The sequence below is a fragment of the Alkalimonas delamerensis genome, from assembly GCF_030717955.1.
In the GTDB taxonomy this organism is placed as follows: Bacteria; Pseudomonadota; Gammaproteobacteria; order Enterobacterales; family Alteromonadaceae; genus Alkalimonas; species Alkalimonas delamerensis.
Window position 1 is genome coordinate 48385 of record NZ_JAUZVY010000003.1, and the last position, 23601, is coordinate 71985.

Consider the following 23601-nt stretch of genomic DNA (forward strand, 5'->3'; position numbering starts at 1 on the left):
AAAGCACAAAGCCTGGCAACTGCCAGGCTTTGTGCTTTTAAGGCAGTGCAAAGCTTTAAAACAAGCGGTTTAAGCCATTCAACGCCGCCACCCGGTAAGCTTCGGCCATGGTCGGGTAGTTGAAGGTGGTGTGCACAAAGTACTCGATGGTATTGCCGCCATTTTTTTGCATCATAATGGCCTGACCGATATGGACGATTTCTGCCGCCCGCTCGCCAAAGCAGTGAATGCCTAAAATTTCTTTGGTGTCGCGGTGAAACAGCAGTTTCAGGCTGCCGGCATTGGTGTTGGCAATCTGCGCTCTGGCCAGGTGTTTGAATTGGGCCCGGCCCACTTCATAGGGAATACGGGCTGCGGTCAGCTCCTGCTCGGTTTTACCAACCGAGCTGATTTCCGGAATGGTGTAAATGCCCACTGGAATGTCGGTAATCAGCTGGCTTTCGCACTGGCCCTTGACAATGGCGGTACCGACAATGCGGCCTTGATCGTAAGCAGCGCTTGCCAGGCTGGGGTAGCCAATCACATCGCCCACCGCATAAATATGCGGCACTTCGGTCTGGTAGTTGTCGTCGACCTTCAACTGGCCACGGCCATCGGCTTTCAGCCCCACCGCCGCCAGATTCAGGCTGTCGGTGTTGCCGGTGCGGCCATTGGCAAACAGAATGCAGTCGGCTTTCATTTTCTTGCCAGATTTTAAATGCAGCACCACACCATCATCGCGGCCTTCGATGCTGTCGAATTCCTCACCATGGCGAATGTTGATGCCGGAATTCCAGAAGTGGTAGCTGAGCGAGTCCGAAATCTCGCTGTCCATAAAGGCCAGCAGGCGATCCCGATTGTTGACCAGATCGACCCGTACCCCAAGGCCACGGAAAATCGAGGCGTACTCGCAGCCAATCACACCAGCACCATAAATAATGACATGACGCGGATCGTCACGCAGCGACAAGATGGTATCGCTGTCGTAAATGCGTGGGTGATTAAAGTCGACAGAGGCTGGCCGGTAAGGGCGAGAGCCGCTGGCAATCACAATATTGGCGGCGCTTAGCACCTGCTTGGAGCCATCCGCTTCGGTGATCTCCAGTTGGTGCGGGCCAACAAAGGTGGCATCGCCATGAAAAATCGTCACCCGGTTGCGATCGTAAAAGCTGCTTCTAAGTCGTACTTGTTTGCGGATAACGCCGGCGGCGTGTTTTAAAATTTCATCAAAGGTCAGGTGAGTTTTGTTTTCATCCAGCTGAAACAGCGGGTTTTCTTTGTATTCAATGTAGCGGCTAACGGAGTGGCGCAGCGCTTTGGAGGGGATGGTGCCCCAATGGGTGCAGCCGCCACCGACCGACTGATAGCGCTCAATCACGGCGACCCGTTGGCCACTTTTGGCCAGGCTCATCGCCGCCCCTTCACCGCCCGGGCCGGTGCCGATAATAATGCTGTCAAAGTCGTAGGCAGGGGTTTTTTGCTTGGTTTTTGTCGCCACAGGCGGCTCCATCTTGGCCAGTTTCAAAATTAGTATAACAATAGCCTGATTTCACACTGAAAAAAAGCCGACTAAGGTCGGTAAAACGGCTTTGCTGATGGCTATTGCCAAAGGCTTCCAGTCAAGTAGAATCAACACAGGACTTTTACATAACAAGAATAACCAGTATGGAAACCTTGCCTCAACACTGCGATAACTGCGGCACTGCGCTGCAAGGCGCCTTCTGCCATCACTGCGGTCAGGAAAAAAAGAGCTACATTCGAAATTTGACTGGGGTGCTGAGTGAGTTTTTTGGCGAGTTTAGCAACTGGGACAGCCGTTTATGGCGAACCTTGTGGCCACTGTGGTTTCGGCCCGGCTTGCTGACTCGCCGTTATGTGCAGGGGCACCGAGTGCCTTATGTACCACCGCTGCGGTTGTATATTTTTACCTCGGTGCTGGCTTTTTTGATTATGGCGCAGCTGTTTAGCTTCCACACTTTGAATGCTTTGGAAGAAGAAGTGGCCAGTCAGCCGGTTCAGCTCAGCATTTCTGAGCAATCTGCCAGCGACAGCGCTTACTTTCATGTTGATATGTCGATCCCTTTTCTCTCGGACAGAGCGCAGCAGCGTTTTAATCGACAAGTTAACTTGTTCCAAGATGAACCGGGGCGGCTGGTCAGCAAGCTGTTTTCATTGGCGCCGCAAATGATGGTGTTGCTGCTCCCTCTGTTTGCTCTGTTGTTGAAGCTACTATACATCCGTTCCAACCGCTTTTACATGGAGCATCTGATCCTGGCGCTGCACAGCCACAGCTTTATTCTGCAAATGGGTGTGTTTGTGCTGCTGCTTGATATGCTGCAAAGCAGCATTCCCTGGCTTTGGCTGGCTAACCCGGTGGAGTGGTTGAAAACGGCTCTTTTCTGGTGGATCCCACTCTATCTATTGCTGTGCCAGAAGTTTTATTACCAACAAGGCTGGGGCAAAACCCTGCTGAAATTCTGGTTCACCAGTTCCATCTACAGCCTGGTTTTTCTGTTTGCTTCGGTCGCACTGATGATTCTTAGTGTGTTGTGGATGTAAGACTATGCTGTGCTATCTTTGAGTAGAACTATAGCCCTCAAACCATTGCGAATGAATGTCTGGTACCACCGAGCTTGATGTCCTGCTGGCATCATTAAACCCAGAGCTGCAGCCTGCTGAGTATGTATTTTGCTCCGTGCCGGGGCCTGTTAGCTCCTTTCTGGCACTGCAGCCGTTGGCAAGCTTTACTGAGCCGGAAGGGCTAACCCTGGTGCTGGAAAAATCCCGGGCCGAGGCGGCGGGCTTGTCGTGTAGCGGCTGCTTTCGCCAGATCACCCTGACGGTGCACTCCAGTCTTGAGGCCGTTGGCCTAACGGCTGCAGTCTCATCCGCCCTGGCCGCTGCCGGTATCAGCGCCAATGTGATGGCTGCCTACTACCACGATCATATTTTTGTGCCTGCCGATAAAGCACAGGCTGCCATGGCGGTTTTAGGCGCTATCAGGGCTAGCGAATAAAATACCCTACCGTTTACTACAAACCCTGATGCTGCTTCAATTTCAGGGTTCTATCGATTGTTGCTTGTGCTCACACTCGCAACACTCCGCTCGTTGCCCGAAATAAAACAAAATGTCCCGGCTTCATCATAGTTGCTGCCTCCGCCTTCCAGGGTAAAATCCAACTGGAAAGGGATCCTGGCTGGCTGAGCTTCCGGGTTTTTCTCTCCAGGCTGCCACTGAAACTTTGCCAGGGCTCGTCGTGCTGACTGATCAAACACCCCAGCCGGAAAAGACTCAATCAGCTCAATCTGCTGCGGGCGGCCATGGCTATCAATGGTCAGTTGAAAACGAACACAGCCATTGAGCTCTCGTTGCGCCGCTTGTCTTGGATACTCAGGTACTGCGGTCCGACTGACTTGCCAGTAGTGAGATACCCAATGCTGTTCGGCGGTTAAGTCCAATGTGGTTTGGGACTCAGGTGTTGGTGCAATACTGCAAGCTGTCAGAGCAATCAGAATCGATGGGATTGATAAAGTGCGGATGATCATTATTCTTCCTTGATAGTGGGGCGTAACCATAGTTTCAACAGTGCCGCTACCGCCAGGATTGCCAGCAGAGCCGACACTATTGGCGCTGTCTTTATCAGACCCAATGCAAAGCCAGCAGCCATGCATGGCAAAGCCCATGCCATGCGCTTTCGTTGCGCCATGGCTTTCTGCCGCGCTTTTTCCTGACGTTGCCTTTGAGCATCGATTTTTGCCTGCTGCGGACTCAGCAGTGCATCGGCAACAGTTTTAGCTTGCTGTTCATTCAGCTTATTCATACTCAAGCTCGCTGCAGTTTCACCGCGGTGCCATAGGCCAGCAGTTCGCAGGAACCAGCCAGAATGGAGCTGGTGCTAAAACGAATACCCACCACGGCATCAGCGCCCAGCTTGCTGGCTTCATCCACCAGCCGTTGAATGGCTTTGTTGCGAGCTTCGCTCATCATCTCGGTATAGCCTTTCAGCTCGCCGCCAACAATGCCTTTTAGCCCAGCCATAATATCGCGGCCAACATGCTTGGATTGCACCACATTGCCGGTGACAACGCCCAAAACTGAGCGCACAACATAACCGGGAAGTGCATCGGTGGTGGTAAATAACATAGCCAGACTCCTTTCAGCAGTAAGAGTCCCAAGGTAGCGAAGCCAGCGGCAAAAGAAAAGTGGCAGGGCGGTGTGAATTTGTAACGAAATATAGCATCAGCCCCGAAAGCGGGGCTGATGGAGTGGAGGCTAACCCAGCCAGGGCTGGCTGGTTTTGCGGCTTTGTTCAAAATCGCTGATTTGCGGCGCAAACTGCTCGCTGCTGCCGATAAAATCCAGCCCGCTTAACAGACGCTGCTTGATGTCCGGATCAATCTCAAAGCCAAGCGCGGCATTGTTGCCAAAGCGGATTTCCTGATTTTTCAAATCGATTTGCCACTGCTGCGGTCCTTCGTTGCAGCGGGTGAACAGGCTGTCGATGTTGCCTTTGCTCAGCGCAATCAGCAGCATGCCGTTGTTGGCGCAGTTGTTGTAGAAAATATCGGCGAAGCTCTCGGCAATAATCACCTGAAAACCATACTGCTGCAGGGCCCAGGGGGCATGCTCCCGGCTGGAGCCGCAGCCGAAGTTGGCGCGGCTAAGCAGGATGGTGGCACCCTGATACTGTGGGAAGTTCAGCACAAAATCCGGGTTTGGGCTGCCATCGGCCAGATAGCGCCAGTCGTAAAACAGCGCTTCGGCAAACCCATCGCGGCTGACCGAGGTCAAGAACTGCTTTGGAATGATCTGATCGGTATCGACGTTGTTTTTATCCAGCGGGCCAACCAGGCCGCTGGCAAATACCGGGTGGATGCTTGGATTCATGCCCAGTCTCCTGTGGTGATGTCTACAAAACGGCCGGCAATGGCAGCGGCGGCGGCCATGGTCGGGCTGACCAGATGGGTACGGCTGCCCCGGCCCTGACGGCCTTCAAAGTTGCGGTTGCTGGTCGAGGCGCAGCGCTGACCGGCATCAACCCGATCGTCGTTCATGCCCAGGCACATCGAGCAGCCCGGTTCACGCCATTCAAAACCGGCGTCTTTGAAAATGGTGGCCAGGCCTTCGCTTTCGGCCTGACGCTTCACCTGGCCAGAGCCAGGCACAATCAGGGCGCGCACGCCGGCAGCCACCTTTTTATCTTTCACCAGGCTGGCAGCCGCGCGCAAATCTTCAATCCGGCTGTTGGTGCACGAGCCGATAAAGACCACATCCACCGCTAAGTCGGTCAGCTTCTGACCAGGCTGCAGCCCCATGTACTCGTAAGCACGGCGGGCGGCATCCTGCTTGCTGCTTTCGCTAAAGGACTCGGCAGATGGAATGGGCTGATCGACCGCGATCACCTGCTCCGGGCTGGTGCCCCAGCTGACCTGCGGTTTGATCTGGCTGGCATCCAGCGTCACCACTTGATCAAACACAGCATCCGCGTCCGAATACAGGCTTTGCCAGTAGCTGACCGCTGCCTCCCAGTGCTCGGCTTTGGGGGCGTGCTCTTTGCCTTGTAAATAAGCGATGGTGGTGTCGTCCGGCGCAATCAAACCGGCTTTGGCACCCATTTCAATGCTCATATTGCACAGCGTCATCCGGCCTTCCATGCTCATGGCGCGGATGGCACTGCCGCAAAACTCGGCGACATAGCCATTGCCCCCGGCGGTGCCCAGCTGGCCAATCACCGCCAGGATCACGTCTTTTGGCGTCACATGCGCCGACAGCTTGCCGTTAATTTCAATCTTCAGCGTTTTGGCGCGCTGCTGCGGCAGGGTTTGGGTGGCCAGCACATGCTCGACTTCGGAGGTACCGATGCCAAAGGCCAGGGCACCAAAAGCGCCATGCGTCGAAGTGTGTGAGTCGCCACAGACAATGATCATGCCAGGCTGGGTTAAGCCCAGCTCCGGGCCAATGACATGCACAATGCCCTGATCCGGGTGGGTTAAATCCAGCAGTGGAATCCGGTGCTCATCGCAGTTTTCTGCCAGGGCTTCCAGTTGCTTACGCGAGGTTTCGCCAGCGGCGTCCATACTGCGACGCTGGGTCGACACATTGTGATCCATGGTGGCAAAGGTCAGATCCGGCCGGCGCACCGGCCGCCCGGCTTGCTTTAAACCGGCAAAGGCTTGCGGTGAGGTCACTTCGTGGATCAGGTGGCGGTCGACGTACAGCAAATCGGTGCTGGCATTTAACTGACCGACAACATGGCTTTGGTAAATTTTCTGGTATAAGGTCTGGCCCATGCTCAGGCTCCTGCAATGGCGTTGGCGATGGCACTGCCGACATCGGCGGTACCATAGGACGAATCGGGTTGAATATCGCGGGTGACAATGCCCTGCTGCAGGCATTGCTGCACCGCCTGCTCAATGGCTTTGGCGGCCTCTTCCAGCCCAAAGCTGTAACGCAGCATCAGGGCGGCACTTAAAATTTGGGCGATGGGGTTGGCAATGCCCTGGCCGGCGATATCCGGCGCGCTGCCACCGGCTGGCTCGTACAGGCCAAAGCCACTGCCGTTCAGGCTGGCCGAAGGCAATAAGCCCATCGAGCCGGCAATGGCGGCCAGTTCATCGGATAAAATATCGCCAAACAGGTTGTCGCACAGCAGCACATCAAATTGTTGTGGGCTGCGGATCAGTTGCATGGCGGCGTTGTCGATGTACATATGCTCCAGCGCAACATCCGGGAAATCTTTCGCCACTTCGGTCACCACCTCGCGCCACAAAATACTGGTTTGCAGCACATTGGCTTTGTCAATGGAAGTCACCTTGTGGCTGCGTTTTTGCGCCGCTTCAAAAGCCACCCGGGCAATGCGGCTGATTTCTGCTGTGCTGTAGGTCTGGGTATCGAAGGCGCTGTTCTCACCGCGGCCTTTTTCACCAAAGTAAATACCTCCGGTTAGCTCGCGCACGCACAGCACATCCATGCCCTGACTGCTGACCCGTGGGTGCAGCGGCGACAAGTCGGCAAAGGCCGGGTAAATTTGGCCGGGACGCAGGTTGCAGAATAAATCGAAGGTTTTACGCAGCGGCAGCAAAGAGCCGCGCTCGGGCTGCTGATCCGGTGCCAGCCCGGTCCACTTTGGGCCACCGACCGAGCCAAACAAAATGGCATCGCTTTGCTGGCAGATGGATAAGGTCTGCGGCGGCAGTGGCTGACCAACGGCATCAATGGCGGCGCCGCCAACCAGGGCGTCGGTGCGCTCAAAGGTCAGGCCAAAACGCGCTTCCACCGCATTCAGTACCTTGTGGGCTTCGGCCATCACTTCCGGCCCGATGCCATCGCCTGCCAGGACGGCAACCTTAAAACGTGTCTGACTCATTCTGTTTCTGCTCCTGCGGTTCGTTGACGCGCTTGCTTGCAGGCATCGACCTGCTGGGCGCGTTGGATCATATTCAACACATGGACATAGGCCAGCACCGAGGCGCGGACAATGTCTGTGGCAAGGCCGGCACCATGAAAACGGCGGCCTTCAAATTCGGCAATAATATCGACCTGGCCCAGCGCATCTTCGCCGCTGCCCTTGGCGGATAAGTTAAAATCCACCATCCGGATGGGCAGCTTGCTGATGCGCTGAATGGCTTGAAAAGCAGCTTCGACCGGACCATTGCCGGTGGCGGCTTCGGTCAGCAGGTCGTCGCCGCAGCGCAGGCCAACGGTAGCGCTGGCCACATGGCCGGTATGGGTGGAGGAGCTTAAGAACTCCAGTTGGTAAAACTCGTCCTGCTCCTGCAGGTTCTGGAAAAACACCAGGGCTTCCAAATCGTAATCAAACACCCGGCCTTTCTGATCGGCCAGTGCCAGAAAGCTCTGGTACAGCTCGTCCAGGTTGTAGTCGTTTTGGCTGTAGCCCAGATCACTTAAGCGGTGCTGGATCACATGACGGCCAGAGCGTGAGGTCAGGTTCAGTTCGTTCTGACGAATGCCGACTTGCTCCGGGGCCATAATTTCGTAGGTATTCTGTGCTTTTAACACCCCGTCCTGATGAATGCCGGATGAGTGGGCAAAGGCATTTTCGCCAACCACCGCCTTGTTCGGCTGAATGGGCATGTTGCAGATCTGGCTGACCAGATGCGAGCTGCGGTAAATCTCGGTGGTTTTAATGTCGGTGTACAGCGGCGCAAACACATCCTGGCGGGTTCGTACGATCATCGCCACTTCTTCCAGCGAGCAGTTGCCGGCACGCTCGCCAATGCCATTGACGGTACACTCAATCTGACGGGCCCCGGCCTGCACCGCGCTGATGCTGTTGGCCACGGCCAGCCCTAAGTCGTTGTGGCAATGCACGCTCAACCGGGCTTTGTCGATGTTCGGTACCTTGTTTTTTAGCGCATGAATAATGGCAGCAAACTCAGTCGGAATGGTGTAGCCCACGGTGTCCGGAATATTGATGGTGGTGGCACCGGCGGCAATGGCACGTTCAATGATGTAACACAGATCGTCTATCGGGGTGCGGCCGGCATCTTCGCAGGAGAACTCGATATCGTCGGTGTAACGGCTGGCCTGACGGATGGCCGCCACCGCTTGCTCGGTCGCCTGCTGCAGAGTCTTGCGCAGCTTGTACTCCAGGTGCAGCGGTGAGGTGGCGATAAAGGTATGGATCCGCTTACGCTCGGCGTCTTTTAACGCTTCGCCGCAGGCTTCAATATCGCCGGCCACGGCCCGGGCCAGGCCACAGATTACCGGGCCTTTGACTTCGCGGGCTATGCGCTGCACCGAGTCAAAATCACCGGGGGACGACACCGGGAAGCCGACCTCCATCACATCGACATTCAGCCGGGCGATGGCATGGGCCAGTTGGATCTTTTGCTTCTGGCTTAAACTGGCCCGAAGTGCCTGTTCGCCGTCACGCAGGGTGGTGTCGAAGATCCAGATTTTATTGTCCGCACTCATGCTGCTTTCCTTACTTGTTTGTTGCCTGGCTGGGAGCTTGCTGCCTAAAAGCAAAAAACCCCGGCCTGTGGCACGGGGTTTTTTTCAGAATTTGGCTGCGTTACTTGCGCACAGCACCAACTGCCCCGTGTGGTATACGACGGAGGAGGAGGTTGATAATAATGCTGTTGTGGCAAGCATTCAGTGGCATTGTGGTTCGCCTTATTTTTGTACTGGCTCTATTAGTACCACCATTTTTTTGGGGTTGCAACAGTATAGATGGCTAAACGTCGATCTTTTTCAGTGGTCGGCGCAGCCGGTTGCCAGGGGCAAGCTGCCGTCAGCACTGGGTTTTAGCGCCTTGTCGCAAAATTGTGACAGTGTAAGCTCATGATTTAATTGTATTTTGCCAATTGCTGCGCTTTATTGTCGCCAATCAGCGACAGTATTTGGGGTGCAGCACATCGATTGTTAGATAAAGTGTTGATTCATAGGCAAAAATAAAGTTGGCACAACAGTTGTATTCATCACCTCAGAACGCGCTGGAATTTCACCATGAATTTTGTATCACAGCGCCTGAGGAGGCTACGATGGACCCTGTTATTGCTGCATTGGTCACTTTTTTGATTCTGAATCTGATGCTGGTTACCGCCATGCTGCGTCGTATCGATCTGAACAATGAAAGCGTTATTGCCTGGGAGCGTGAGCAGGCATCGACAGCCGCTGCTGCAACAGCCCTGTCGCCAGAGGTTGAGCCTGCCACGGGCAATTGATTCCCCTTGATGGTCTGTGGCCTGAACAGCCGGTTCATTCCGGTGAATTGGGTCACTCCGGTTCGCTGGGCCACAGACTGTCGCTTCTTCTCTAAACACGGTATGCTTGCATTAAATCGGACGACCGTATCCAATCGATGAAACTTCAACTGCTGCAAACCGCTTCGCTGCGACAACTGGTGTTGTCCAGCTTTGTGCTGGCGCTGATCCCGGTGGCGGTGTTGATGTGGCAAAGTCACCGTGCCTTAACTGGCATCAGCCAGCAAGCGGTAGAGCAGGCCAGCACCTCGGCTGCCAGCGTGCGGCGGATGGAACAAATGCAAAACCAGGTGGTGGATATTGAGCGCGCCATCCGCCAGTTTGCCGTGCTGAAAACCGAAGCACTGGCCCGGCTGGCGCAAAACCATCTGGCCAGTTACCAGCAACTGTTGCCTCAGGTTTGTCAGTCACTCAGCGAAAGCAGCTTGTGCCAGCAACAAGAGCTGACCCTGCAGCAACTCCATCAATCCTTTACCCAGCAAAGTGCCGACCAGTTAGAACCTTTACTGCAGCAACTGCGTCAGCAGCAAAGCCGCTTGTCGCAGCAGATCTGGCAACAACTGGAGCTGCAACTGGCAACGCAGCAGCGCGACGTCGCCTCGGCCCAGCAGCAACTGACCTGGCAAACCATACTGTTGGTATTTTTAACCTTATTGCTGGTGATTTGGGGTTCGCGCCGTATTACCAGCCCGGTTACCATGCTGGAGCGGATGATCCGTGCCATTGGCCGGCAGCAGCCTTTCCCGGAAGCCCGAGTGCAGGGGCCGAAAGAGCTGACCGAGCTGGGTGAGCAGCTGCGGGTGCTGGCCGGTCGTTTGCATCAGCTGGAGTCTTTGCGGCTGATTTTACTGCGTCATGCCTCGCATGAACTGAAAACGCCGTTATCCAGTATTCGTGAAGGCTGTTCTTTACTGACCGAAGAGTTGGTCGGGCCTTTAACGCCGCAGCAGCAGGAAGTGGTGGCTTTGCTAAACGGCAGTGCCGATCGGCTGAGTCAGCTGACCGAGCAGTTGCTGGATTACAACCGCTTGCTGCAACAAGCCAAACCTGAGTTAAAATGGCACCCGGCCCGCGCCATGATAGAAGCCTGTGTGCAGGACCATACCCTGGCGCTGCAGCAGCGGGGACAGGCGGTGCAGCTGCGCTGTGAACCCGACAAGCTGTTTACCGACGCGGTCTTGTTCCGGCGGATTTTGGACAACCTGATCAACAATGTGCAGGCCTACGGTGCCGAGAACAGCGAGGTGCATATCCGGCTGTACGCCCGGGACCACTGCTGGTGGCTGGAGGTGGCCAATCAGGGGCAGCCCATCGCGCCCGAGCAGCGCGAACGGCTGTTCGAGCCCTTTCAGCGCGGTCAGACGCAGCGCCATGATCAGGTGCAGGGCTCAGGCTTAGGTTTATCAATTGTCGCCGATTGTGCCCGTTTGTTGGGGGGCAAGGCCGACATCGTGGATGCTCCGCCGGCGGATTTTTGTGTACGTATCCGTCTGCCGATGCCCGGGGAGGGTGAATGAAAACTTTCGTGATACTGTTGTTGCTGCTTGGTCTGACCGGCTGCCAACTGCTGGCGACCCAGCCCGCAGCGCCAGAGGTGGTGGTGCCGGAGTTGCCTGAGCCCGAATCTGAAGCAGCAGCCGAACCGGAGGAAGCACATCAGCTGGCGCTGAGTGACGATGACAGCAGTGTACTGGCCTGGCTGCAGTTTCGGCAGCAGGTTCTAAACAGCAGCTCCTTGCAACGGGAGCAGTGGGAACTGGATAGCTCCGAAGACGTGGCGGCCATTCAACAGAGCCTGATGCAGCTGCATCCGGAGAACAATTACTTAACCCGCTTCCGGGCTCAGATGCAGTTGGGCGAACACCTGATGCAGGCAGCGCCGGATCTGGCGGCATTGTTTGGTTGGGATTTGGCTTTTAATCAAAAGCTGCTGGAAGCCGAGTCGGCCATCAGCGCCCTGAGTCGCAGCCTGGCCGATGTGCAGCAAGAGCAGGAAGTACTGCAAGCCCGCAATCGGGAGCTGGAGCAGCAAATCGAAGCCCTGACCCAAATCGAAGCCCGTCTGAATCAGCCGGATAATGGAGTGGATCATGAGTAACACCATGAGTCGCGTGTTGTTGGTGGATGATGATCCCAGTTTGCTGCGCCTGCTAACGCTGCGTCTGGAAGGCGAAGGCATGGTGGTGCAAACCGCCGATTGCGCCGAAGCGGCGCTGGAGGTGCTGGCCAAACAGGATGTCGAGGTGGTGCTGAGCGATCTGCGGATGCCGGGGCTGGATGGCATGGCCTTGTTCGATGAAATCGCCCGCCGCAATCCCGGCTTGCCGGTGATTTTAATGACCGCCCATGGTTCCATCCCCGAAGCGGTCGCGGCGACTCAACGCGGCGTCTTTGGCTTTTTAACCAAGCCGCTCGATCACAGCGAGCTGCGCGATAGTCTGCAGCAGGCGCTGCACCAAAGCCTGCCGGAGCAGTCGGATTGGCGCGCGGCCATTATCAGCCGCTCCGAGCAGATGGAAACCGTATTGCAGCAAGCGCAGCGGGTGGCGCAGCGCGATGTCAGTGTGCTGATCACCGGCGCCAGTGGCACCGGTAAGGAGCTGCTGGCGCGGGCCATTCATTGTGCCAGCCCACGGGCAGAAAAGCCTTTTGTGGCGATTAACTGCGGCGCCTTGCCCGAGCACCTGCTGGAGTCCGAGCTGTTTGGTCACACCAAAGGCGCTTTTACCGGCGCGGTGAATGAGCACAATGGCCTGTTCCGCGAAGCCGATGGCGGCACCTTGTTCCTGGATGAAATCGGCGATATGCCGTTGCCGCTGCAGGTCAAATTATTGCGCGCCTTGCAGGAGCGGCAAATCCGGCCGGTTGGCAGCAGCAAAACCATCCCGATCAATGTGCGGGTGCTGTCGGCCACCCATCAGGATTTGCAGCAGGCGATGGGCGAGGGCAGCTTCCGCGAAGATTTGTACTACCGGTTGAATGTGGTCAATTTGCAGTTGCCAGCGCTGGAGCAGCGGCCGGAAGATATTCCATTGCTGGCGCGCCATGCGCTGCAGCAAAGCGCCGAGCGTCATCAGGTCAATGCCACCCGTTTTACCGACGATGCGATGCAGCTGCTGACCACGGCCAAATGGCCGGGCAATGTCCGTCAGCTGGTCAATGTGGTGGAGCAGTGTGTGGCCTTAACCCATGGCCCGGTGATCAGTGCCAGTTTGGTCGAGCAGGCGCTGGCGCAGGACAGCAGCTACTGGCCTACCTTAACCGAAGCGCGCGATCAGTTTGAGCGCCAGTACCTGGTGCGGGTGCTGCAAATGACCGATGGCCATGTCACCCGGGCGGCGGAGCTGGCCGGGCGCAACCGCACCGATTTTTACAAGCTGCTGAAAAAGCATGATCTGAGCGCCCAGCAGGTGACGGAAGACAAAGAAGCCAGCGAGTAAAGCCCCCGGCCAGTTCTGTGTGGGTTAAAACCCAGCGCTGGGCCATGGTATACTGCAGGCAGTAACTGCTTTTAAGGAAACCCCATGACTGCCATCACCCCACCGGAGATTGAAACCCCGGAACTGATCAAAGCCAAAATCACCAGCGAAACCGCCCGCATCAACTGGCTGGAACTGCAAAAATTCTACGCCGCCGGCTCAGTGGTGGCGGTGGATCTCAGCCTGGATTTGGTGGATGTGGCCTATGCCTTTAGTCAGGATCACAGCCAGCAGGTGCAAAGCTGGCTAACGCAGGGGTTGGTGAAGCGGGTGGAGGAAGCGCAAGCCAAACAGTGGTTTGATGCCGAGCAAGAGCTTTGGGCTGTGGTGATCGCGCCCTGGGTGCTGGTGCAGGACAAACCCACCGCCAGCCAGCTGAACTAAGCTGTTCGCCACTGGTTAGTGGCGGACGTTATATCCCAGTAACTTCAAGATACGAGTTTTAGCGTCGCTGGGCGAAAAGTGCGTTATGCGCCATCAGAACTTCCTTACACTGTCACTGAAGGTGCCGTTGGCTGCAACAAATTGATTGTAGGCCTGAATGGCATCGGCGTTTTCGCGCAACCATTGTGCCCGTTGCTCGTTTCGCACCTGTTCGGCTAACGCCTGCTCCAGTGTCGCGGACAGATTGATGTTCAGCTCCCGGGCTTTTTCGAGTAAATCACAGTTAATGCTGACATTGGTCGGCTTTTTAGCGGCTCGGGTGTCGTAGGCATGGTTCATAGCTGCTGCTCGATAGAGGGCATGTGCATAGGGTATGCGTATACAGGACGGAAGGCAAGGTGGTAACCTGTGCGCTTTACCATCCTGCAGGCTTCGGCTAGAGTGTTTAAAACACCAGCCGGAGCTTTTATGGGCGCAGACTACAAAACCGTTGCCAGTTCCAAAGTCACCTTATCGCAGCTGATGCTGCCATCGCATTCCAATTTCAGCGGTAAAATCCACGGCGGTTACCTGTTGTCCTTAATGGATCAGGTGGCGTTTGCCTGCGGCTCCAAGTTCAGCGGCCGCTATTGCGTCACCGCTTCGGTCGACCGGGTAGATTTTCTGAACCCGATCGAAGTCGGCGAGCTGGTTACCTTAAAAGCCTCGGTCAACTTTGTCGGCAGCAGCTCCATGGTGATCGGCATCCGGGTCGATGCGCAAAACATCCAGACCGATGCCATCAAGCACTGCAATTCCTCTTACTTCACCATGATTGCCAAAGACGAGCAGGGCCAGAGCGTGCCGGTACCCCGGCTTATTTTAACCAGCGAGCTGGAAGTGATGCGCTACCTGCAAAGCGCCGAGCGCATCCGCCAACGCAAAGCCCGCCAGGCGATGACACTACCCTGCGGCGGCGCCCTGCAAGCAGCTCTAACAGAGATCCGCCAGCACTTTGATGCGAAAATCGAACTGGCTGATTCTGAGCTTAGTTAGGGCAGCAAGCACTTAGACGGACGCATCTGTGTTTGCTGCTGGCACTCCATGTCTGTTTCTGTAAGTGATTGTCACAAAGCAAAAAAGCGGGTAGGGTTGGGTACATAAAGTTTACAAAGGCGGACAGATCTTTGTTTAAAAACGGATTTTTCGGCCGAATAAATGATAGGCTTACATGAATAATTAATAGAAACCATCATCATATTTATTTCAGAATAGCATTATTTAGGAATATTAATGAAAGACGTATTTAAAGGATTTTACAGTGTTGATGACGCAGTGCTGAAAGATTTATGGAAGGATGAAGATACTATTTTTGTTTTTGATACCAACGTTCTACTTAATTTATATGGATATGCTAAACAAACTAGGGATGACTTCTTCGGCATTCTTGATGCTGTTAATGATAAATTATGGATCCCGTACCACGTGGGCTTAGAATATCAAAGACGTAGATTAATAGTTATTAAGAATGAAAAAGTAGTTTTTAATGAAATCTCAAATAATTTGGATAAGATTCAGAAAGTTTTTAAAGGGGATTTTGAGAGACTGGCACTCAAGCGCCGTTTTCCTAAATTGTTTGAAAGTACTGAGAAACTTGAGAAAGAGATTAACAGAAGTATTTCAAATTATAAAAAGTCAGTTCAGTACTGGGATAGTGAACAGCCATGTGTAAGATCTCATGATGAAATAAGAGACAAACTCGATTATTTTTTTCATGAGAAGGTTGGTGAAAAACCAGAAAGCCAAAACTGGTTAGACGAACTTTACATTGAAGGAAAGGAGCGATTTAAAAATAGAATACCACCGGGTTTTAAGGATGCAGGAAAAAGCAATGGTGATGATGAAGCGCACTTTTACAACGATGGCTTAAGCTATGAGAGTCAATATGGAGATCTTATTATTTGGAAGCAAATAATTAAGAAGTCACAGAGTGATAACGTTAAGAATGTGATTTTCATCACCGACGATTCCAAAGAAGACTGGTGGTGCAAAATAAATTCAAATGGTAATAAAACCATTGGCCCCCTTGCTGAGCTGCAATCTGAAATATATAGAGAGTCAAATATAGAAAACTTTCACATGTATAGTACATCAATGTTTCTAGAGCACGGTAAAGCAAATCTATCTGTTGATGTAAGTCAAAGCTCTATCGAAGATGCGGAGGTTCAGCATCTGAAGCCAGCTGCTATCGAGCAATTACAAAAAGCCCTAATATCTTATCAAGAACCATTTTCGGGTAACGAGCAATTACATAAAGCCCTTAAGTCTTATAGAGACGCATTTTCGGATAACGAGCAATTACAAAAAGCCCTTAAGTCTTATAGAGACGCATTTTCGGATAACGAGCAATTACAAAAAGCCCTAAAGTCTTATCAAGACAAATTTTCGGGTAACGAGCAATTACAAAAAGCCTTAAAATCTTATCAAGACCCATTTTCGGGTAATGAGAAACTACAAAAAATCCTAAACTCTTACCAAGACTCTTTTTCAGGTAGGGAAAATTTAATCAAAATCCTTAATTATTACGAAGACAAAAATAAAAGTGCTGAATCAGATGATGAATAAAGTGGCTTCATCGCGCCTGATCACTATCAAAATTTCGGGGTCAGATAAAAATTTCCGAACTTAACCTAAAACAAAAGTCGGTCATGAGAAGGTTATTGTTAGCTTTGTAAGCACAAATGGCTTTATCAAGCCTGTTCACTATCGAGTTCACTTATTAAGCTATTGAGATCATAATCGGCATCACCACTTTGCTCCCCTTCGAGCAGGAGTTGTCGCAGTGACTGCAGTTTGGCTTCCTGGTTTTCGAGTAAGCGCAGCGCCGAGCGAATCACTTCGCTGGCGGAGCCGTAACGCCCACTGTCTATCTGGCTGGCAATAAAGCTTTCGAAGTGATCGCCAAGCGTGATGCTGGTGTTTTTAGCCATCAATAGCCCCAAATACCAAAAAGTACCTAATTATGGTATCTGAAGACTTTAAGCGCAAGGCGCATAACCACTAAAATCTTGAAATGGATGGCTTACCTATCTAAGTGCTGCGGCAGTCTCTCGAGTATTTTTCGAATTTCGGGGACAGATCAACGAATTTGAAATTTCGGGTCAGAACAAAATTTACGAGCTTAATGGTCTGTTTTTGCATCAGCAAGATAGCCTATGCTTGGGTGCTGTTGTCGCAGTGTTATGTGCCAAATATCGGGTGAACATCCATGCTCTTATGAAGAATGCGGATGATCCTTATTTGTTGGCTGCCTGTTTGCTGATAAAAAATCAGGTGACTACCCTGAGGAAATTTTCGGTATCCTGGTAGGATTTCATCGCATGACTTACCAATGTCGGGGTTTTCAGCTAAGAGCCAAAATGAATCATCGAATTGTTTTAAATAAACATTTCGCTGATCTTTGCCCCAACGGCGCTGAGTAAATACAGCGATATCCTGTAAATCGGTTTTCGCTGCAGCAGTGAGCACAAATGGCTTCATCAAGCGTGTTCACTATCGAGTTCACTGATCAAGCTATTGAGATCATAATCGGCATCACCACTTTGTTCCCCTTCGATCAGCAGTTGTCGCAGTGACTGCAGTTTGGCTTCCTGGTTTTCGAGTAAGCGCAGTGCTGAGCGAATCACTTCACTGGCGGAGCCGTAACGCCCACTGTCAATCTGGCTGGCAATAAATTTTTCGAAGTGATCGCCAAGCGTGATGCTGGTGTTTTTAGCCATCAATAGCCCCAAATACCAAAAAGTACCTAATTATGGTATCTGATGACTTTAAGCGCAAGGCGCATAACCACTAAAATCTTGAAATGGATGGCTTACCTATCTAAGTGCTGCGGCAGTCTCTCGAGTATTTTTCGATTTTCGGGGACAGATTAACGAATTTCGTGGTCCCCGCCAGAGCAAATCACTCAGCACATCAACAGTAACCAGCTCTTTTATCGGTAATGGTCAATTGCGCTTTCTAGTCTCATGAAGTACATTTAGAAGTACGTCCAACAGTACGTTTGGTTTGCCATGACAAAACTCAGAGTTGATGAAGATATTCGCCCGTTATCTGACTTCAGGGCTGGAATAGCATCCTTCGTAAAGCAGATTAACGAGACACATCGTCCGATGGTGCTAACTCAGCGTGGCCGTGGCGTTGCCGTGCTGGTTGGCGTGCATGAATATCAACGCATGCAGGAGCGGTTAGAGCTGCTGGAGGATATTTACAGTGCAGAAGCACAAATAGAGGCAGGGGATGGGGTGCCTCATGCCGAGGCGAAGGACATGATTTTGAGGCAGTTGCGTACGTGAAGCTGGAATGGTCCCCGCTCGCGTTAGAGCGCGTTAGAGACATTGCCAGCTACATTGCGTTAGACAAGCCTTTGGCTGCCGAGGACTGGGTAGAGGGGCTGTTCGAGTCGGTTGAGCGCTTAGAGACACACCCCATGAGCGGAAGAAAAGTGCCTGAGGTTGGTGTCGAGCGAATACGGGAAATCATCTACGGAGCGTACCGGGTCATATACGGCATTGATGCGCCTGCCCAAAGAATATCTGTACTAACGGTACGGCGTGGCAGTGAAATGCTTAGAGTTGAAGAACTTGAATAAAGTCAGCTGGTTTAGCTTTAGCAACAATAGTAAACACAAATGGCTTTATCAAAAGTCTTCAACTATCGAGTTCACTGAGCAAGCTAGTAAGATCATAATCGCCATCCGCTTACCTTGTGGATGTGCAGGCTCGGTTTATCGGGAGCTGGTAGTTCCACCCTGTCGCATTTTTTATCGTGATGATGGACCCCTGGTGTATATCCTCTGTGTGATGCGAGAAGAGCAGCAGCTTCGTGCTTACATGCTGTCAAACAGCTAAAGCGCTGCCGCCTGCTCAAACCCCTGCAGCACCGCCGCCACATTTTCTCCCACTTCAGCCACCGCATAACCGCCTTCCTGAATAAAGACCGTGGGTAACCCCAGACTGGCGATATGCGTGCCCAGCAATGGGTAATGCTCGCTTTTCAGCTTGAAAGCACTGATCGGGTCATCCTCAAAGGTATCGACCCCCAGGGAAACCACCATGGCATCGGGACGAAAGTCCTTAATCAGCTGCAGCGCTTTCAGTAGCACCTGCTGATAGGTCGGCCAATCGGTGCCGGCGGGCAGCGGGAAGTTATGGCAATACCCAAGGCCGGCCCCTTCGCCTTGCTCATCGGCATAGCCTAAGAAAAACGGGTACTCGGTGGCTGGATCGCCGTGAATCGAGATGGTCAGCACATCATCGCGCTGCCAGAAAATATCCTGGGTGCCATTGCCGTGATGGTAGTCCACATCCAGCACCACCACTTTGCGCTTGCCCTGATCGCGCAGGTACTGCGACGCCAAGGCTGCATTGTTCAAAAAACAATAGCCGCCAAAGGTCGCGTAACCGGCATGATGGCCCGGCGGCCGGCATAAGGCATAGGCGCTGTGCTCACCTTCGGCCACCAAGGCGGCAGCCGTTAAGGCGCAATGGGCACCGGCTTCCACCGCCTGCCAGGTGCCTGCCACCATCGGGGTGCTGGCATCGTAGCTGTAATACCCCAGTTTGGCATGAATCCCGGTTGGGATCTTATCCTGGCGCTGACCCCGGGCCGGGAAGGCGCTTGGCAGCATAAAGCCGCTTTTGCCGGCGGCTTGCCACTGGCTGTAGGCGGTGCGCAGAAACTGCAGGTAATCGGCGCTGTGCACCCGAGACAGATGCTCTGGCGTAAAATCACGCGGTGGCAGGATGGGAAAGTCCGCCTGACGCAGCGCATCCAGCATAAACTGAGCCCGTGATGGCATTTCATAGCAGGGCACCAGCTCACCGCGGTGCAGCTCCATGCCGCCCTGATGCGCCTGATGTTTGTCGGAGTAAATTACCTTCATGGCAAAGCTTCTTTTCTCAATAGGTATGGCTAGAAGCTAACCCAGTCTGCTGACCATTTCCAAGGCAGAGTCGACCAATGGCGGCAGCCTGACGTTAAAGCGGCCAGGGCGCAGGGCAGGAGGCACTGCAGTTGTGCCGGGCAATGTGATAATATAACTTTTTGATCAGCCATCATGAGGCCTGTATGACAGCAGTCAAGCCAGCAGCGGTTAAAGTTTCTGCATTATTTCGTCACATCGAACAACTGCAAGGCGATGCGCCCTGGGGCCATCTGCTGGATGCTGGTACCGGCGTCAATTCGCTGCAATGGATCAGCACCTTAAATACCGAGCGCTGGACCGCCATTACCGCCTCCGAAGCCATGGCCCGGCAAAGTGTGCAAAACTACCCAGCCGCCATGCGGGCAGACGATCGGCTGGTGGTTGGCAACTGGATGGACGAACAGCTGCTGGCCGGTGAGCAGTTCGATACCATTTTGCTGGATTACTTTATCGGCGCCATCGATGGCTTTGCGCCTTATTGGCAGGATCAGGTGCTGCCTCGTATTCGTCAGCACTTAAAACCAGGCGGGCGCTTGTACATCACCGCGCTGGAGCCTTATGTGCCACTTTACCGCAACAACGACGTCGATCAGTTTGTCACCGAACTTGGCCGGCTGCGCGATGCCTGCCTGCTGCTGGCGCAGGAGCGCCCTTATCGCGAATACCCGGCCGACTGGACCTTGCGCCAGCTCGAGCGCAGCGGCTATCAGGTGCAGAGCTGCAAGCATTTTGGCATCCGCTACGGTGAGCGTTTTCTGCAAAGCCAGCTGGGCATGTGCCGCCAGCGCGCCCAGCGTTTTGGCAACCAGGCGCTGACCGATGCCATGCTGCAGCACGCCAATGCCATGCAACAGCGCGGCGAAGCCCTACTGGCAAAGCACGGCGTACTGGCCAGCGGCCATGATTATGTGATTGCTGCCACTGTGCCGGCTTAGTTTGAACGTCGGCATGTAATTGAATGTACAGTCGATGAGTAGTCCTAAAATGCCTGAGTGCCGGGCAGGTGGTCGTGCTGGCTTTCAAGCTCCTTTGTCTCAACACTGCCCCCTTGTGCTATGGTTAGAGGGGCAAACCTGACAGGAAGTACCAACACTCACTACAAGGAGGTTTTATGTTTTTTACCGCGATGGCCTTATTACTAAGCACTTCTGCCATGTCAGCCGGTACCGGCACACTGTGGCTGGACGGTGAAGCCTACCCGGTGGAAGTGACCAGCTGTGCTGGGGATCCGGAAACAGCTGGTGCACGGGGCACGCTGGCAGATGGGCAAAGCGTCACGCTGATGTTGCAACGCTGGCCGGGTATGCACGCATTGTCGGTCACTTACGACAACGCCCAGTGGGTGCATCGCGGCCCTGAAGACAGCGCTGAGGCCCCGGAGCTCAAACGCTGGGTGGAAGATGGAATGCTGAAAGCCTCCGGCACGGTCTCGGTGTTTCCACCAATCCGCCAGGCTAGCATGACGGTGCGCTTTGAGGGGCGCTGCCCAGCTTAAAGACAGCCAAAACTGAAGAATGATGGCAAAGAGTTCATCAGCTGCGCTGGTAAATTGGTTGTTTTTTGCTCACCCCCATTCTCTTAACGATGATTCTCCAAACTTTAACTTGACTTCGAATCTTACCTAAGTATTATTTGCCGCGCCTGCACATGCAGGTAACAACATGAGAGAACAATGAACGAACACAGTAGCCACGCGGAACCTCCGAGTTGCCGCCTAGCTAAATATGAAAATTTGAATGTGCAACGCTTCGCCGTTGTGTCTGTCTCTCTGCCTGCCTAATTCTTTAGTCTCGCAGCTTTTCAGCACACCGACGACGTGAGCTGAGGACTGCAAAATCTACAAACCGTCTGACTGGTATCGCCGCTGTGTGATGCTGCACCTTGGGTGCAACTGACCCGGTCGTAAGACGTTTTGTACATTCTGTCTTGCACTGAAAACCATCCGGAATGGATCGTGCTGCCTGTTGCACGGTTCAGGGGGAACGCTTTTGCATGCCTGTCTGGCCGCTGCAGCTGTGCGTGCCCTGCTGAGCTTGCGCCTGCAATCGTGCAGTTGCGATCCCGACCCATGATGGCGCTCAGTGCTGCGCCCTTACGCCTGCACGGACATTTTTTCGACACTTTAAGAGGAAATGTTATGCAGTACAAAGTATCTACCCTGACTCTGGCTACACTGGCTACCACCGCTGTTCTGACGCTGGGCATCCAGCAGGCACATGCCAATGGTGCTCACTTTTTGGTCGACGATGCCGACATCACACCACCTGGTGAGTGTGCGGTGGAAACTTGGTTTCAACGTGCATCCGTTGGTGGTGCTTCTTTCCATGGCTTGGAAGTTCAACCCATGTGCAGCACCCGGAATGGCTGGGAAATCGCCTTGCCACTGGCCTACAACACCAGCGACAGCGAGCTGGCAGGCTATGGCCTGGAGCTGAAAACCATGCTGTCGACCGACTTCTATGGCGGTGCTTTAGCGCTTTCTTTCGGTGTAATGCGTGATCATCAGGAAAGTGAATTTGAAGGGGGCTTTATCAATGTGCCCTACAGCGCTGAAATCAGCGATGCGGTGATGCTGCATGTCAATCTGGGCGTTGAGTACGACAAGTTCGAGTCCGACTGGAACCCAACCTGGGGCCTAGCCAGCACTTTCACTGTCCATGAGCGCCTTGACTTGATTGTTGAAACCGCTGGCGTTGGCAGCGACAGCCCAGCTGCTGCTGTGGGCTTTCGTTCAGCGCTCAACGATCGTATCGAGCTGGATGCCAGCTACGCCCGCGATTTTGAAGACAAAGTCAATGTGCTGACCATTGGCCTGAATATCGCGTTTTAACGGCTTAGCGCAGATCCAGCCGGGAGCCCTGGACAGATGCCACAGACTTGAATGTGCGGCCTGATCATGTCTTCGGCTGGAGCAATGGAAACGAATTTTTAGGGGAAACGAACATGAACACTCGTCATACCAACACTGCTGCGATCAATGCAGGCCATCTTGGCAAGCATGCTAAAAAAATCACCGAAGGCGACTTAAGTGAGTCCATTGGTCGTCACCGCCGTACCGACTTTATTGCTGTGGTCAGCAGTGCCACCGTCAAAACGGCATTAAACAAAGTGCGCGAATCCAAGCTGCCCGATGAGGTGAGCAACAAAGTTTATATTACGGAAACAAATGGCAAGTACCTGGGCTTTGTCCGGTTGTCGCGTTTGCTGCGTAGTCAGGAAGATGCCTCCGTACTGGATTTGATTGAAGGCAAAGGCATTGCGGTGCCAGAGTCCGAGCATCGGGAAACCGCCGCACGCAAGTTGCAGCGGCTGGATATTTCCACCTTGCCCATTACCGACAGTCAGAACCGCTTGACAGGCATTCTGCGTTTTGACGATGCGATGGACATTCTGGATGAAGAGGTATCCGATGACATCTACATGAAAGCCGGACTCAGTGCCATTCATGCCAAAGACCACATTCGTTCCGAGCTGCTGACGGCCGGACCTTTGCGTTACCCGATTGGGGTTCGTTTGATGTTCTTGATGGTCACTCTGGCTGGCGGTTTGCTGGTCGGGGGTTTGGTCGATTTCTTTGAAGATACGCTGGCCGCAGTGATTGCTCTGGCCGTCTTTGTGCCTTTGGTGATGGACATGGGGGGCAATGTCGGTACTCAATCCACCACCATTTTCGCCCGTGGTCTGGCACTTGGCCACATCAGCCTGGATAAATTCTGGCGTAAGCACATGATTCGGGAGACCGTGGTGGGCCTGGCGATGGCGGCCATTATCTCCGTAGTTGCTGGTACCATTGCCTACTTCTGGCAAGGGGCTCCAAACGACATGCCGCTGTTGGGGGTTGTGGTTGGCGGAGCTCTGTTCTTCTCGGTGCTGACGGCGGCCATTCTAGGCTTCCTGTTGCCCTACATCATGCTGAAGATTGGTGTCGATCACGCGCCTGGCGCCGATCCATTCATCACCACCATCAAAGACTTCACCGGCCTTGCCGTGTACTTCTTGTTGGCAGGATCGCTTCTGGGCATTGCAGCTTAAGCCATAAGCTTACGGAGCCAGCAATAATAGCTGGCT

27 protein-coding genes and 1 pseudogene are annotated in these 23601 nt (G+C 53.6%); 15 read left to right on the top strand and 13 right to left on the bottom strand.

Going from position 1 to position 23601, the window contains the following annotated elements; all coding sequences use genetic code 11:
- Positions 1–55 precede the first annotated feature (55 nt).
- The gene (gene sthA / locus Q3O59_RS08480) at positions 56–1489 is read right to left on the bottom strand and encodes a Si-specific NAD(P)(+) transhydrogenase (protein WP_305945174.1); all 1434 of its coding nucleotides are present in this window, start codon (positions 1487–1489) and stop codon (positions 56–58) included.
- A gap of 155 nt (positions 1490–1644) precedes the next feature.
- Here sthA and Q3O59_RS08485 point away from each other — a divergent pair, with 155 nt between their 5' ends.
- Together Q3O59_RS08485 and Q3O59_RS08490 are read left to right on the top strand one after the other, a co-directional pair.
- A complete protein-coding gene (locus Q3O59_RS08485) occupies positions 1645–2538 on the top strand; it encodes a DUF3667 domain-containing protein (protein WP_305945175.1) in 894 nt (297 codons plus the stop codon).
- Positions 2539–2593: 55 nt separating this feature from the next.
- A complete protein-coding gene (locus tag Q3O59_RS08490; protein WP_305945176.1) occupies positions 2594–2995 on the top strand; it encodes an ACT domain-containing protein in 402 nt (133 codons plus the stop codon).
- Between the two features lie 50 nt (positions 2996–3045).
- Here Q3O59_RS08490 and Q3O59_RS08495 read toward each other — a convergent pair whose 3' ends face one another.
- The 7 genes from Q3O59_RS08495 to leuA form a co-directional block, all read right to left on the bottom strand.
- Complete coding sequence (locus tag Q3O59_RS08495; RefSeq protein ID WP_305945177.1) at positions 3046–3525, bottom strand: energy transducer TonB; 480 nt, start codon at positions 3523–3525, stop codon at positions 3046–3048.
- On the bottom strand, positions 3525–3800 hold the full coding sequence (locus Q3O59_RS08500) for a hypothetical protein (protein ID WP_305945178.1): 276 nt from the start codon (positions 3798–3800) through the stop codon (positions 3525–3527). The genes Q3O59_RS08495 and Q3O59_RS08500 overlap by 1 nt, the downstream gene beginning before the upstream one ends.
- Positions 3801–3802: 2 nt before the next feature.
- The gene (locus tag Q3O59_RS08505; protein WP_305945179.1) at positions 3803–4123 is read right to left on the bottom strand and encodes a heavy metal-binding domain-containing protein; all 321 of its coding nucleotides are present in this window, start codon (positions 4121–4123) and stop codon (positions 3803–3805) included.
- A 129-nt stretch (positions 4124–4252) separates the two neighbouring features.
- Positions 4253–4867, bottom strand: a complete 615-nt coding sequence (gene leuD / locus Q3O59_RS08510) for a 3-isopropylmalate dehydratase small subunit (RefSeq protein WP_305945180.1) — start codon at positions 4865–4867, stop codon at positions 4253–4255.
- Positions 4864–6270 carry a 3-isopropylmalate dehydratase large subunit gene (gene leuC, locus Q3O59_RS08515; RefSeq protein ID WP_305945181.1) on the bottom strand — a complete coding sequence of 469 codons (1407 nt, stop codon included), beginning with the start codon at positions 6268–6270 and terminating at the stop codon, positions 4864–4866. The genes leuD and leuC overlap by 4 nt, the downstream gene beginning before the upstream one ends.
- A 2-nt stretch (positions 6271–6272) precedes the next feature.
- Complete coding sequence (gene leuB, locus Q3O59_RS08520; RefSeq protein ID WP_305945182.1) at positions 6273–7346, bottom strand: 3-isopropylmalate dehydrogenase; 1074 nt, start codon at positions 7344–7346, stop codon at positions 6273–6275.
- Positions 7343–8917, bottom strand: coding sequence for a 2-isopropylmalate synthase (leuA, locus tag Q3O59_RS08525; RefSeq protein ID WP_305945183.1), 1575 nt, complete (start codon positions 8915–8917; stop codon positions 7343–7345). Before leuA ends, leuB begins: the two co-directional genes overlap by 4 nt.
- A 569-nt stretch (positions 8918–9486) precedes the next feature.
- On the opposite strand from leuA, the gene Q3O59_RS08530 reads away from it, so the two are divergent.
- The 5 genes from Q3O59_RS08530 (at position 9487) to Q3O59_RS08550 (ending at position 13571) form a co-directional block, all read left to right on the top strand.
- Positions 9487–9669 carry a hypothetical protein gene (locus Q3O59_RS08530; protein ID WP_305945184.1) on the top strand — a complete coding sequence of 61 codons (183 nt, stop codon included), beginning with the start codon at positions 9487–9489 and terminating at the stop codon, positions 9667–9669.
- Positions 9670–9806: 137 nt separating this feature from the next.
- Complete coding sequence (locus tag Q3O59_RS08535; protein ID WP_305945185.1) at positions 9807–11225, top strand: sensor histidine kinase; 1419 nt, start codon at positions 9807–9809, stop codon at positions 11223–11225.
- On the top strand, positions 11222–11806 hold the full coding sequence (locus tag Q3O59_RS08540) for a hypothetical protein (protein WP_305945186.1): 585 nt from the start codon (positions 11222–11224) through the stop codon (positions 11804–11806). The genes Q3O59_RS08535 and Q3O59_RS08540 overlap by 4 nt, the downstream gene beginning before the upstream one ends.
- On the top strand, positions 11787–13148 hold the full coding sequence (locus Q3O59_RS08545; RefSeq protein ID WP_369812373.1) for a sigma 54-interacting transcriptional regulator: 1362 nt from the start codon (positions 11787–11789) through the stop codon (positions 13146–13148). Before Q3O59_RS08540 ends, Q3O59_RS08545 begins: the two co-directional genes overlap by 20 nt.
- Before the next feature lie 84 nt (positions 13149–13232).
- On the top strand, positions 13233–13571 hold the full coding sequence (locus Q3O59_RS08550) for a DUF2288 domain-containing protein (protein WP_305945188.1): 339 nt from the start codon (positions 13233–13235) through the stop codon (positions 13569–13571).
- Between the two features lie 93 nt (positions 13572–13664).
- On the opposite strand, the gene Q3O59_RS08555 is transcribed toward Q3O59_RS08550, so the two are convergent.
- Positions 13665–13910, bottom strand: a complete 246-nt coding sequence (locus Q3O59_RS08555; protein ID WP_305945189.1) for a type II toxin-antitoxin system CcdA family antitoxin — start codon at positions 13908–13910, stop codon at positions 13665–13667.
- Positions 13911–14039: 129 nt separating this feature from the next.
- Between Q3O59_RS08555 and Q3O59_RS08560 the strand changes: the two genes are divergently transcribed.
- On the top strand, positions 14040–14606 hold the full coding sequence (locus Q3O59_RS08560) for an acyl-CoA thioesterase (protein WP_305945470.1): 567 nt from the start codon (positions 14040–14042) through the stop codon (positions 14604–14606).
- Positions 14607–14843: 237 nt separating this feature from the next.
- The gene (locus Q3O59_RS08565) at positions 14844–16175 is read left to right on the top strand and encodes a PIN-like domain-containing protein (RefSeq protein ID WP_305945190.1); all 1332 of its coding nucleotides are present in this window, start codon (positions 14844–14846) and stop codon (positions 16173–16175) included.
- Between the two features lie 125 nt (positions 16176–16300).
- On the opposite strand, the gene Q3O59_RS08570 is transcribed toward Q3O59_RS08565, so the two are convergent.
- The 3 genes from Q3O59_RS08570 to Q3O59_RS08580 all read right to left on the bottom strand — a co-directional run bounded on the left by Q3O59_RS08570 (position 16301) and on the right by Q3O59_RS08580 (position 17329).
- Complete coding sequence (locus Q3O59_RS08570) at positions 16301–16540, bottom strand: type II toxin-antitoxin system ParD family antitoxin (protein ID WP_305945191.1); 240 nt, start codon at positions 16538–16540, stop codon at positions 16301–16303.
- 250 nt (positions 16541–16790) lie between these two features.
- Positions 16791–17090, bottom strand: a complete 300-nt coding sequence (locus Q3O59_RS08575) for a type II toxin-antitoxin system RelE/ParE family toxin (RefSeq protein WP_305945192.1) — start codon at positions 17088–17090, stop codon at positions 16791–16793.
- On the bottom strand, positions 17090–17329 hold the full coding sequence (locus Q3O59_RS08580; RefSeq protein WP_305945193.1) for a type II toxin-antitoxin system ParD family antitoxin: 240 nt from the start codon (positions 17327–17329) through the stop codon (positions 17090–17092). Before Q3O59_RS08580 ends, Q3O59_RS08575 begins: the two co-directional genes overlap by 1 nt.
- Before the next feature lie 291 nt (positions 17330–17620).
- On the opposite strand from Q3O59_RS08580, the gene Q3O59_RS08585 reads away from it, so the two are divergent.
- The gene (locus Q3O59_RS08585; RefSeq protein WP_305945194.1) at positions 17621–17902 is read left to right on the top strand and encodes a type II toxin-antitoxin system Phd/YefM family antitoxin; all 282 of its coding nucleotides are present in this window, start codon (positions 17621–17623) and stop codon (positions 17900–17902) included.
- On the top strand, positions 17899–18198 hold the full coding sequence (locus Q3O59_RS08590; RefSeq protein WP_305945195.1) for a type II toxin-antitoxin system RelE/ParE family toxin: 300 nt from the start codon (positions 17899–17901) through the stop codon (positions 18196–18198). The genes Q3O59_RS08585 and Q3O59_RS08590 overlap by 4 nt, the downstream gene beginning before the upstream one ends.
- A gap of 255 nt (positions 18199–18453) precedes the next feature.
- Here Q3O59_RS08590 and Q3O59_RS08600 read toward each other — a convergent pair whose 3' ends face one another.
- A complete protein-coding gene (locus tag Q3O59_RS08600) occupies positions 18454–19491 on the bottom strand; it encodes a histone deacetylase family protein (protein ID WP_305945196.1) in 1038 nt (345 codons plus the stop codon).
- Positions 19492–19676: 185 nt separating this feature from the next.
- Here Q3O59_RS08600 and Q3O59_RS08605 point away from each other — a divergent pair, with 185 nt between their 5' ends.
- The 4 genes and pseudogenes from Q3O59_RS08605 to Q3O59_RS08620 form a co-directional block, all read left to right on the top strand.
- Positions 19677–20468 carry a class I SAM-dependent methyltransferase gene (locus tag Q3O59_RS08605; RefSeq protein ID WP_305945197.1) on the top strand — a complete coding sequence of 264 codons (792 nt, stop codon included), beginning with the start codon at positions 19677–19679 and terminating at the stop codon, positions 20466–20468.
- Between the two features lie 176 nt (positions 20469–20644).
- Complete coding sequence (locus Q3O59_RS08610; RefSeq protein ID WP_305945198.1) at positions 20645–21028, top strand: hypothetical protein; 384 nt, start codon at positions 20645–20647, stop codon at positions 21026–21028.
- Between the two features lie 642 nt (positions 21029–21670).
- Positions 21671–22363 carry a PA4824 family protein gene (locus tag Q3O59_RS08615; protein WP_305945199.1) on the top strand — a complete coding sequence of 231 codons (693 nt, stop codon included), beginning with the start codon at positions 21671–21673 and terminating at the stop codon, positions 22361–22363.
- Positions 22364–22647: 284 nt separating this feature from the next.
- Positions 22648–23565, top strand: a pseudogene (locus Q3O59_RS08620) (magnesium transporter); the annotation flags it as partial.
- Positions 23566–23601: the final 36 nt, after the last annotated feature.

What these genes read in the sequence shown, in the direction of transcription:
- Q3O59_RS08535 (WP_305945185.1), top strand. Translation starts at nt 9,807, where the DNA reads ATGAAACTTCAACTGCTGCAAACCGCTTCGCTGCGACAACTGGTGTTG.
- Q3O59_RS08605 (WP_305945197.1), top strand. Translation starts at nt 19,677, where the DNA reads ATGACAGCAGTCAAGCCAGCAGCGGTTAAAGTTTCTGCATTATTTCGT.
- Q3O59_RS08565 (WP_305945190.1), top strand. Translation starts at nt 14,844, where the DNA reads ATGAAAGACGTATTTAAAGGATTTTACAGTGTTGATGACGCAGTGCTG.
- leuA (WP_305945183.1), bottom strand. Translation starts at nt 8,917, where the DNA reads ATGAGTGCGGACAATAAAATCTGGATCTTCGACACCACCCTGCGTGAC.
- Q3O59_RS08585 (WP_305945194.1), top strand. Translation starts at nt 17,621, where the DNA reads ATGACAAAACTCAGAGTTGATGAAGATATTCGCCCGTTATCTGACTTC.
- Q3O59_RS08600 (WP_305945196.1), bottom strand. Translation starts at nt 19,491, where the DNA reads ATGAAGGTAATTTACTCCGACAAACATCAGGCGCATCAGGGCGGCATG.
- Q3O59_RS08575 (WP_305945192.1), bottom strand. Translation starts at nt 17,090, where the DNA reads ATGAAGCCATTTGTGCTCACTGCTGCAGCGAAAACCGATTTACAGGAT.
- Q3O59_RS08545 (WP_369812373.1), top strand. Translation starts at nt 11,787, where the DNA reads ATGGAGTGGATCATGAGTAACACCATGAGTCGCGTGTTGTTGGTGGAT.
- Q3O59_RS08490 (WP_305945176.1), top strand. Translation starts at nt 2,594, where the DNA reads ATGTCTGGTACCACCGAGCTTGATGTCCTGCTGGCATCATTAAACCCA.
- leuD (WP_305945180.1), bottom strand. Translation starts at nt 4,867, where the DNA reads ATGAATCCAAGCATCCACCCGGTATTTGCCAGCGGCCTGGTTGGCCCG.
- Q3O59_RS08560 (WP_305945470.1), top strand. Translation starts at nt 14,040, where the DNA reads ATGGGCGCAGACTACAAAACCGTTGCCAGTTCCAAAGTCACCTTATCG.
- Q3O59_RS08540 (WP_305945186.1), top strand. Translation starts at nt 11,222, where the DNA reads ATGAAAACTTTCGTGATACTGTTGTTGCTGCTTGGTCTGACCGGCTGC.
- Q3O59_RS08530 (WP_305945184.1), top strand. Translation starts at nt 9,487, where the DNA reads ATGGACCCTGTTATTGCTGCATTGGTCACTTTTTTGATTCTGAATCTG.
- Q3O59_RS08555 (WP_305945189.1), bottom strand. Translation starts at nt 13,910, where the DNA reads ATGAACCATGCCTACGACACCCGAGCCGCTAAAAAGCCGACCAATGTC.
- Q3O59_RS08505 (WP_305945179.1), bottom strand. Translation starts at nt 4,123, where the DNA reads ATGTTATTTACCACCACCGATGCACTTCCCGGTTATGTTGTGCGCTCA.
- Q3O59_RS08485 (WP_305945175.1), top strand. Translation starts at nt 1,645, where the DNA reads ATGGAAACCTTGCCTCAACACTGCGATAACTGCGGCACTGCGCTGCAA.
- Q3O59_RS08580 (WP_305945193.1), bottom strand. Translation starts at nt 17,329, where the DNA reads ATGGCTAAAAACACCAGCATCACGCTTGGCGATCACTTCGAAAAATTT.
- Q3O59_RS08495 (WP_305945177.1), bottom strand. Translation starts at nt 3,525, where the DNA reads ATGATCATCCGCACTTTATCAATCCCATCGATTCTGATTGCTCTGACA.
- Q3O59_RS08570 (WP_305945191.1), bottom strand. Translation starts at nt 16,540, where the DNA reads ATGGCTAAAAACACCAGCATCACGCTTGGCGATCACTTCGAAAGCTTT.
- leuB (WP_305945182.1), bottom strand. Translation starts at nt 7,346, where the DNA reads ATGAGTCAGACACGTTTTAAGGTTGCCGTCCTGGCAGGCGATGGCATC.
- sthA (WP_305945174.1), bottom strand. Translation starts at nt 1,489, where the DNA reads ATGGAGCCGCCTGTGGCGACAAAAACCAAGCAAAAAACCCCTGCCTAC.
- Q3O59_RS08500 (WP_305945178.1), bottom strand. Translation starts at nt 3,800, where the DNA reads ATGAATAAGCTGAATGAACAGCAAGCTAAAACTGTTGCCGATGCACTG.
- Q3O59_RS08615 (WP_305945199.1), top strand. Translation starts at nt 21,671, where the DNA reads ATGCAGTACAAAGTATCTACCCTGACTCTGGCTACACTGGCTACCACC.
- Q3O59_RS08550 (WP_305945188.1), top strand. Translation starts at nt 13,233, where the DNA reads ATGACTGCCATCACCCCACCGGAGATTGAAACCCCGGAACTGATCAAA.
- leuC (WP_305945181.1), bottom strand. Translation starts at nt 6,270, where the DNA reads ATGGGCCAGACCTTATACCAGAAAATTTACCAAAGCCATGTTGTCGGT.
- Q3O59_RS08610 (WP_305945198.1), top strand. Translation starts at nt 20,645, where the DNA reads ATGTTTTTTACCGCGATGGCCTTATTACTAAGCACTTCTGCCATGTCA.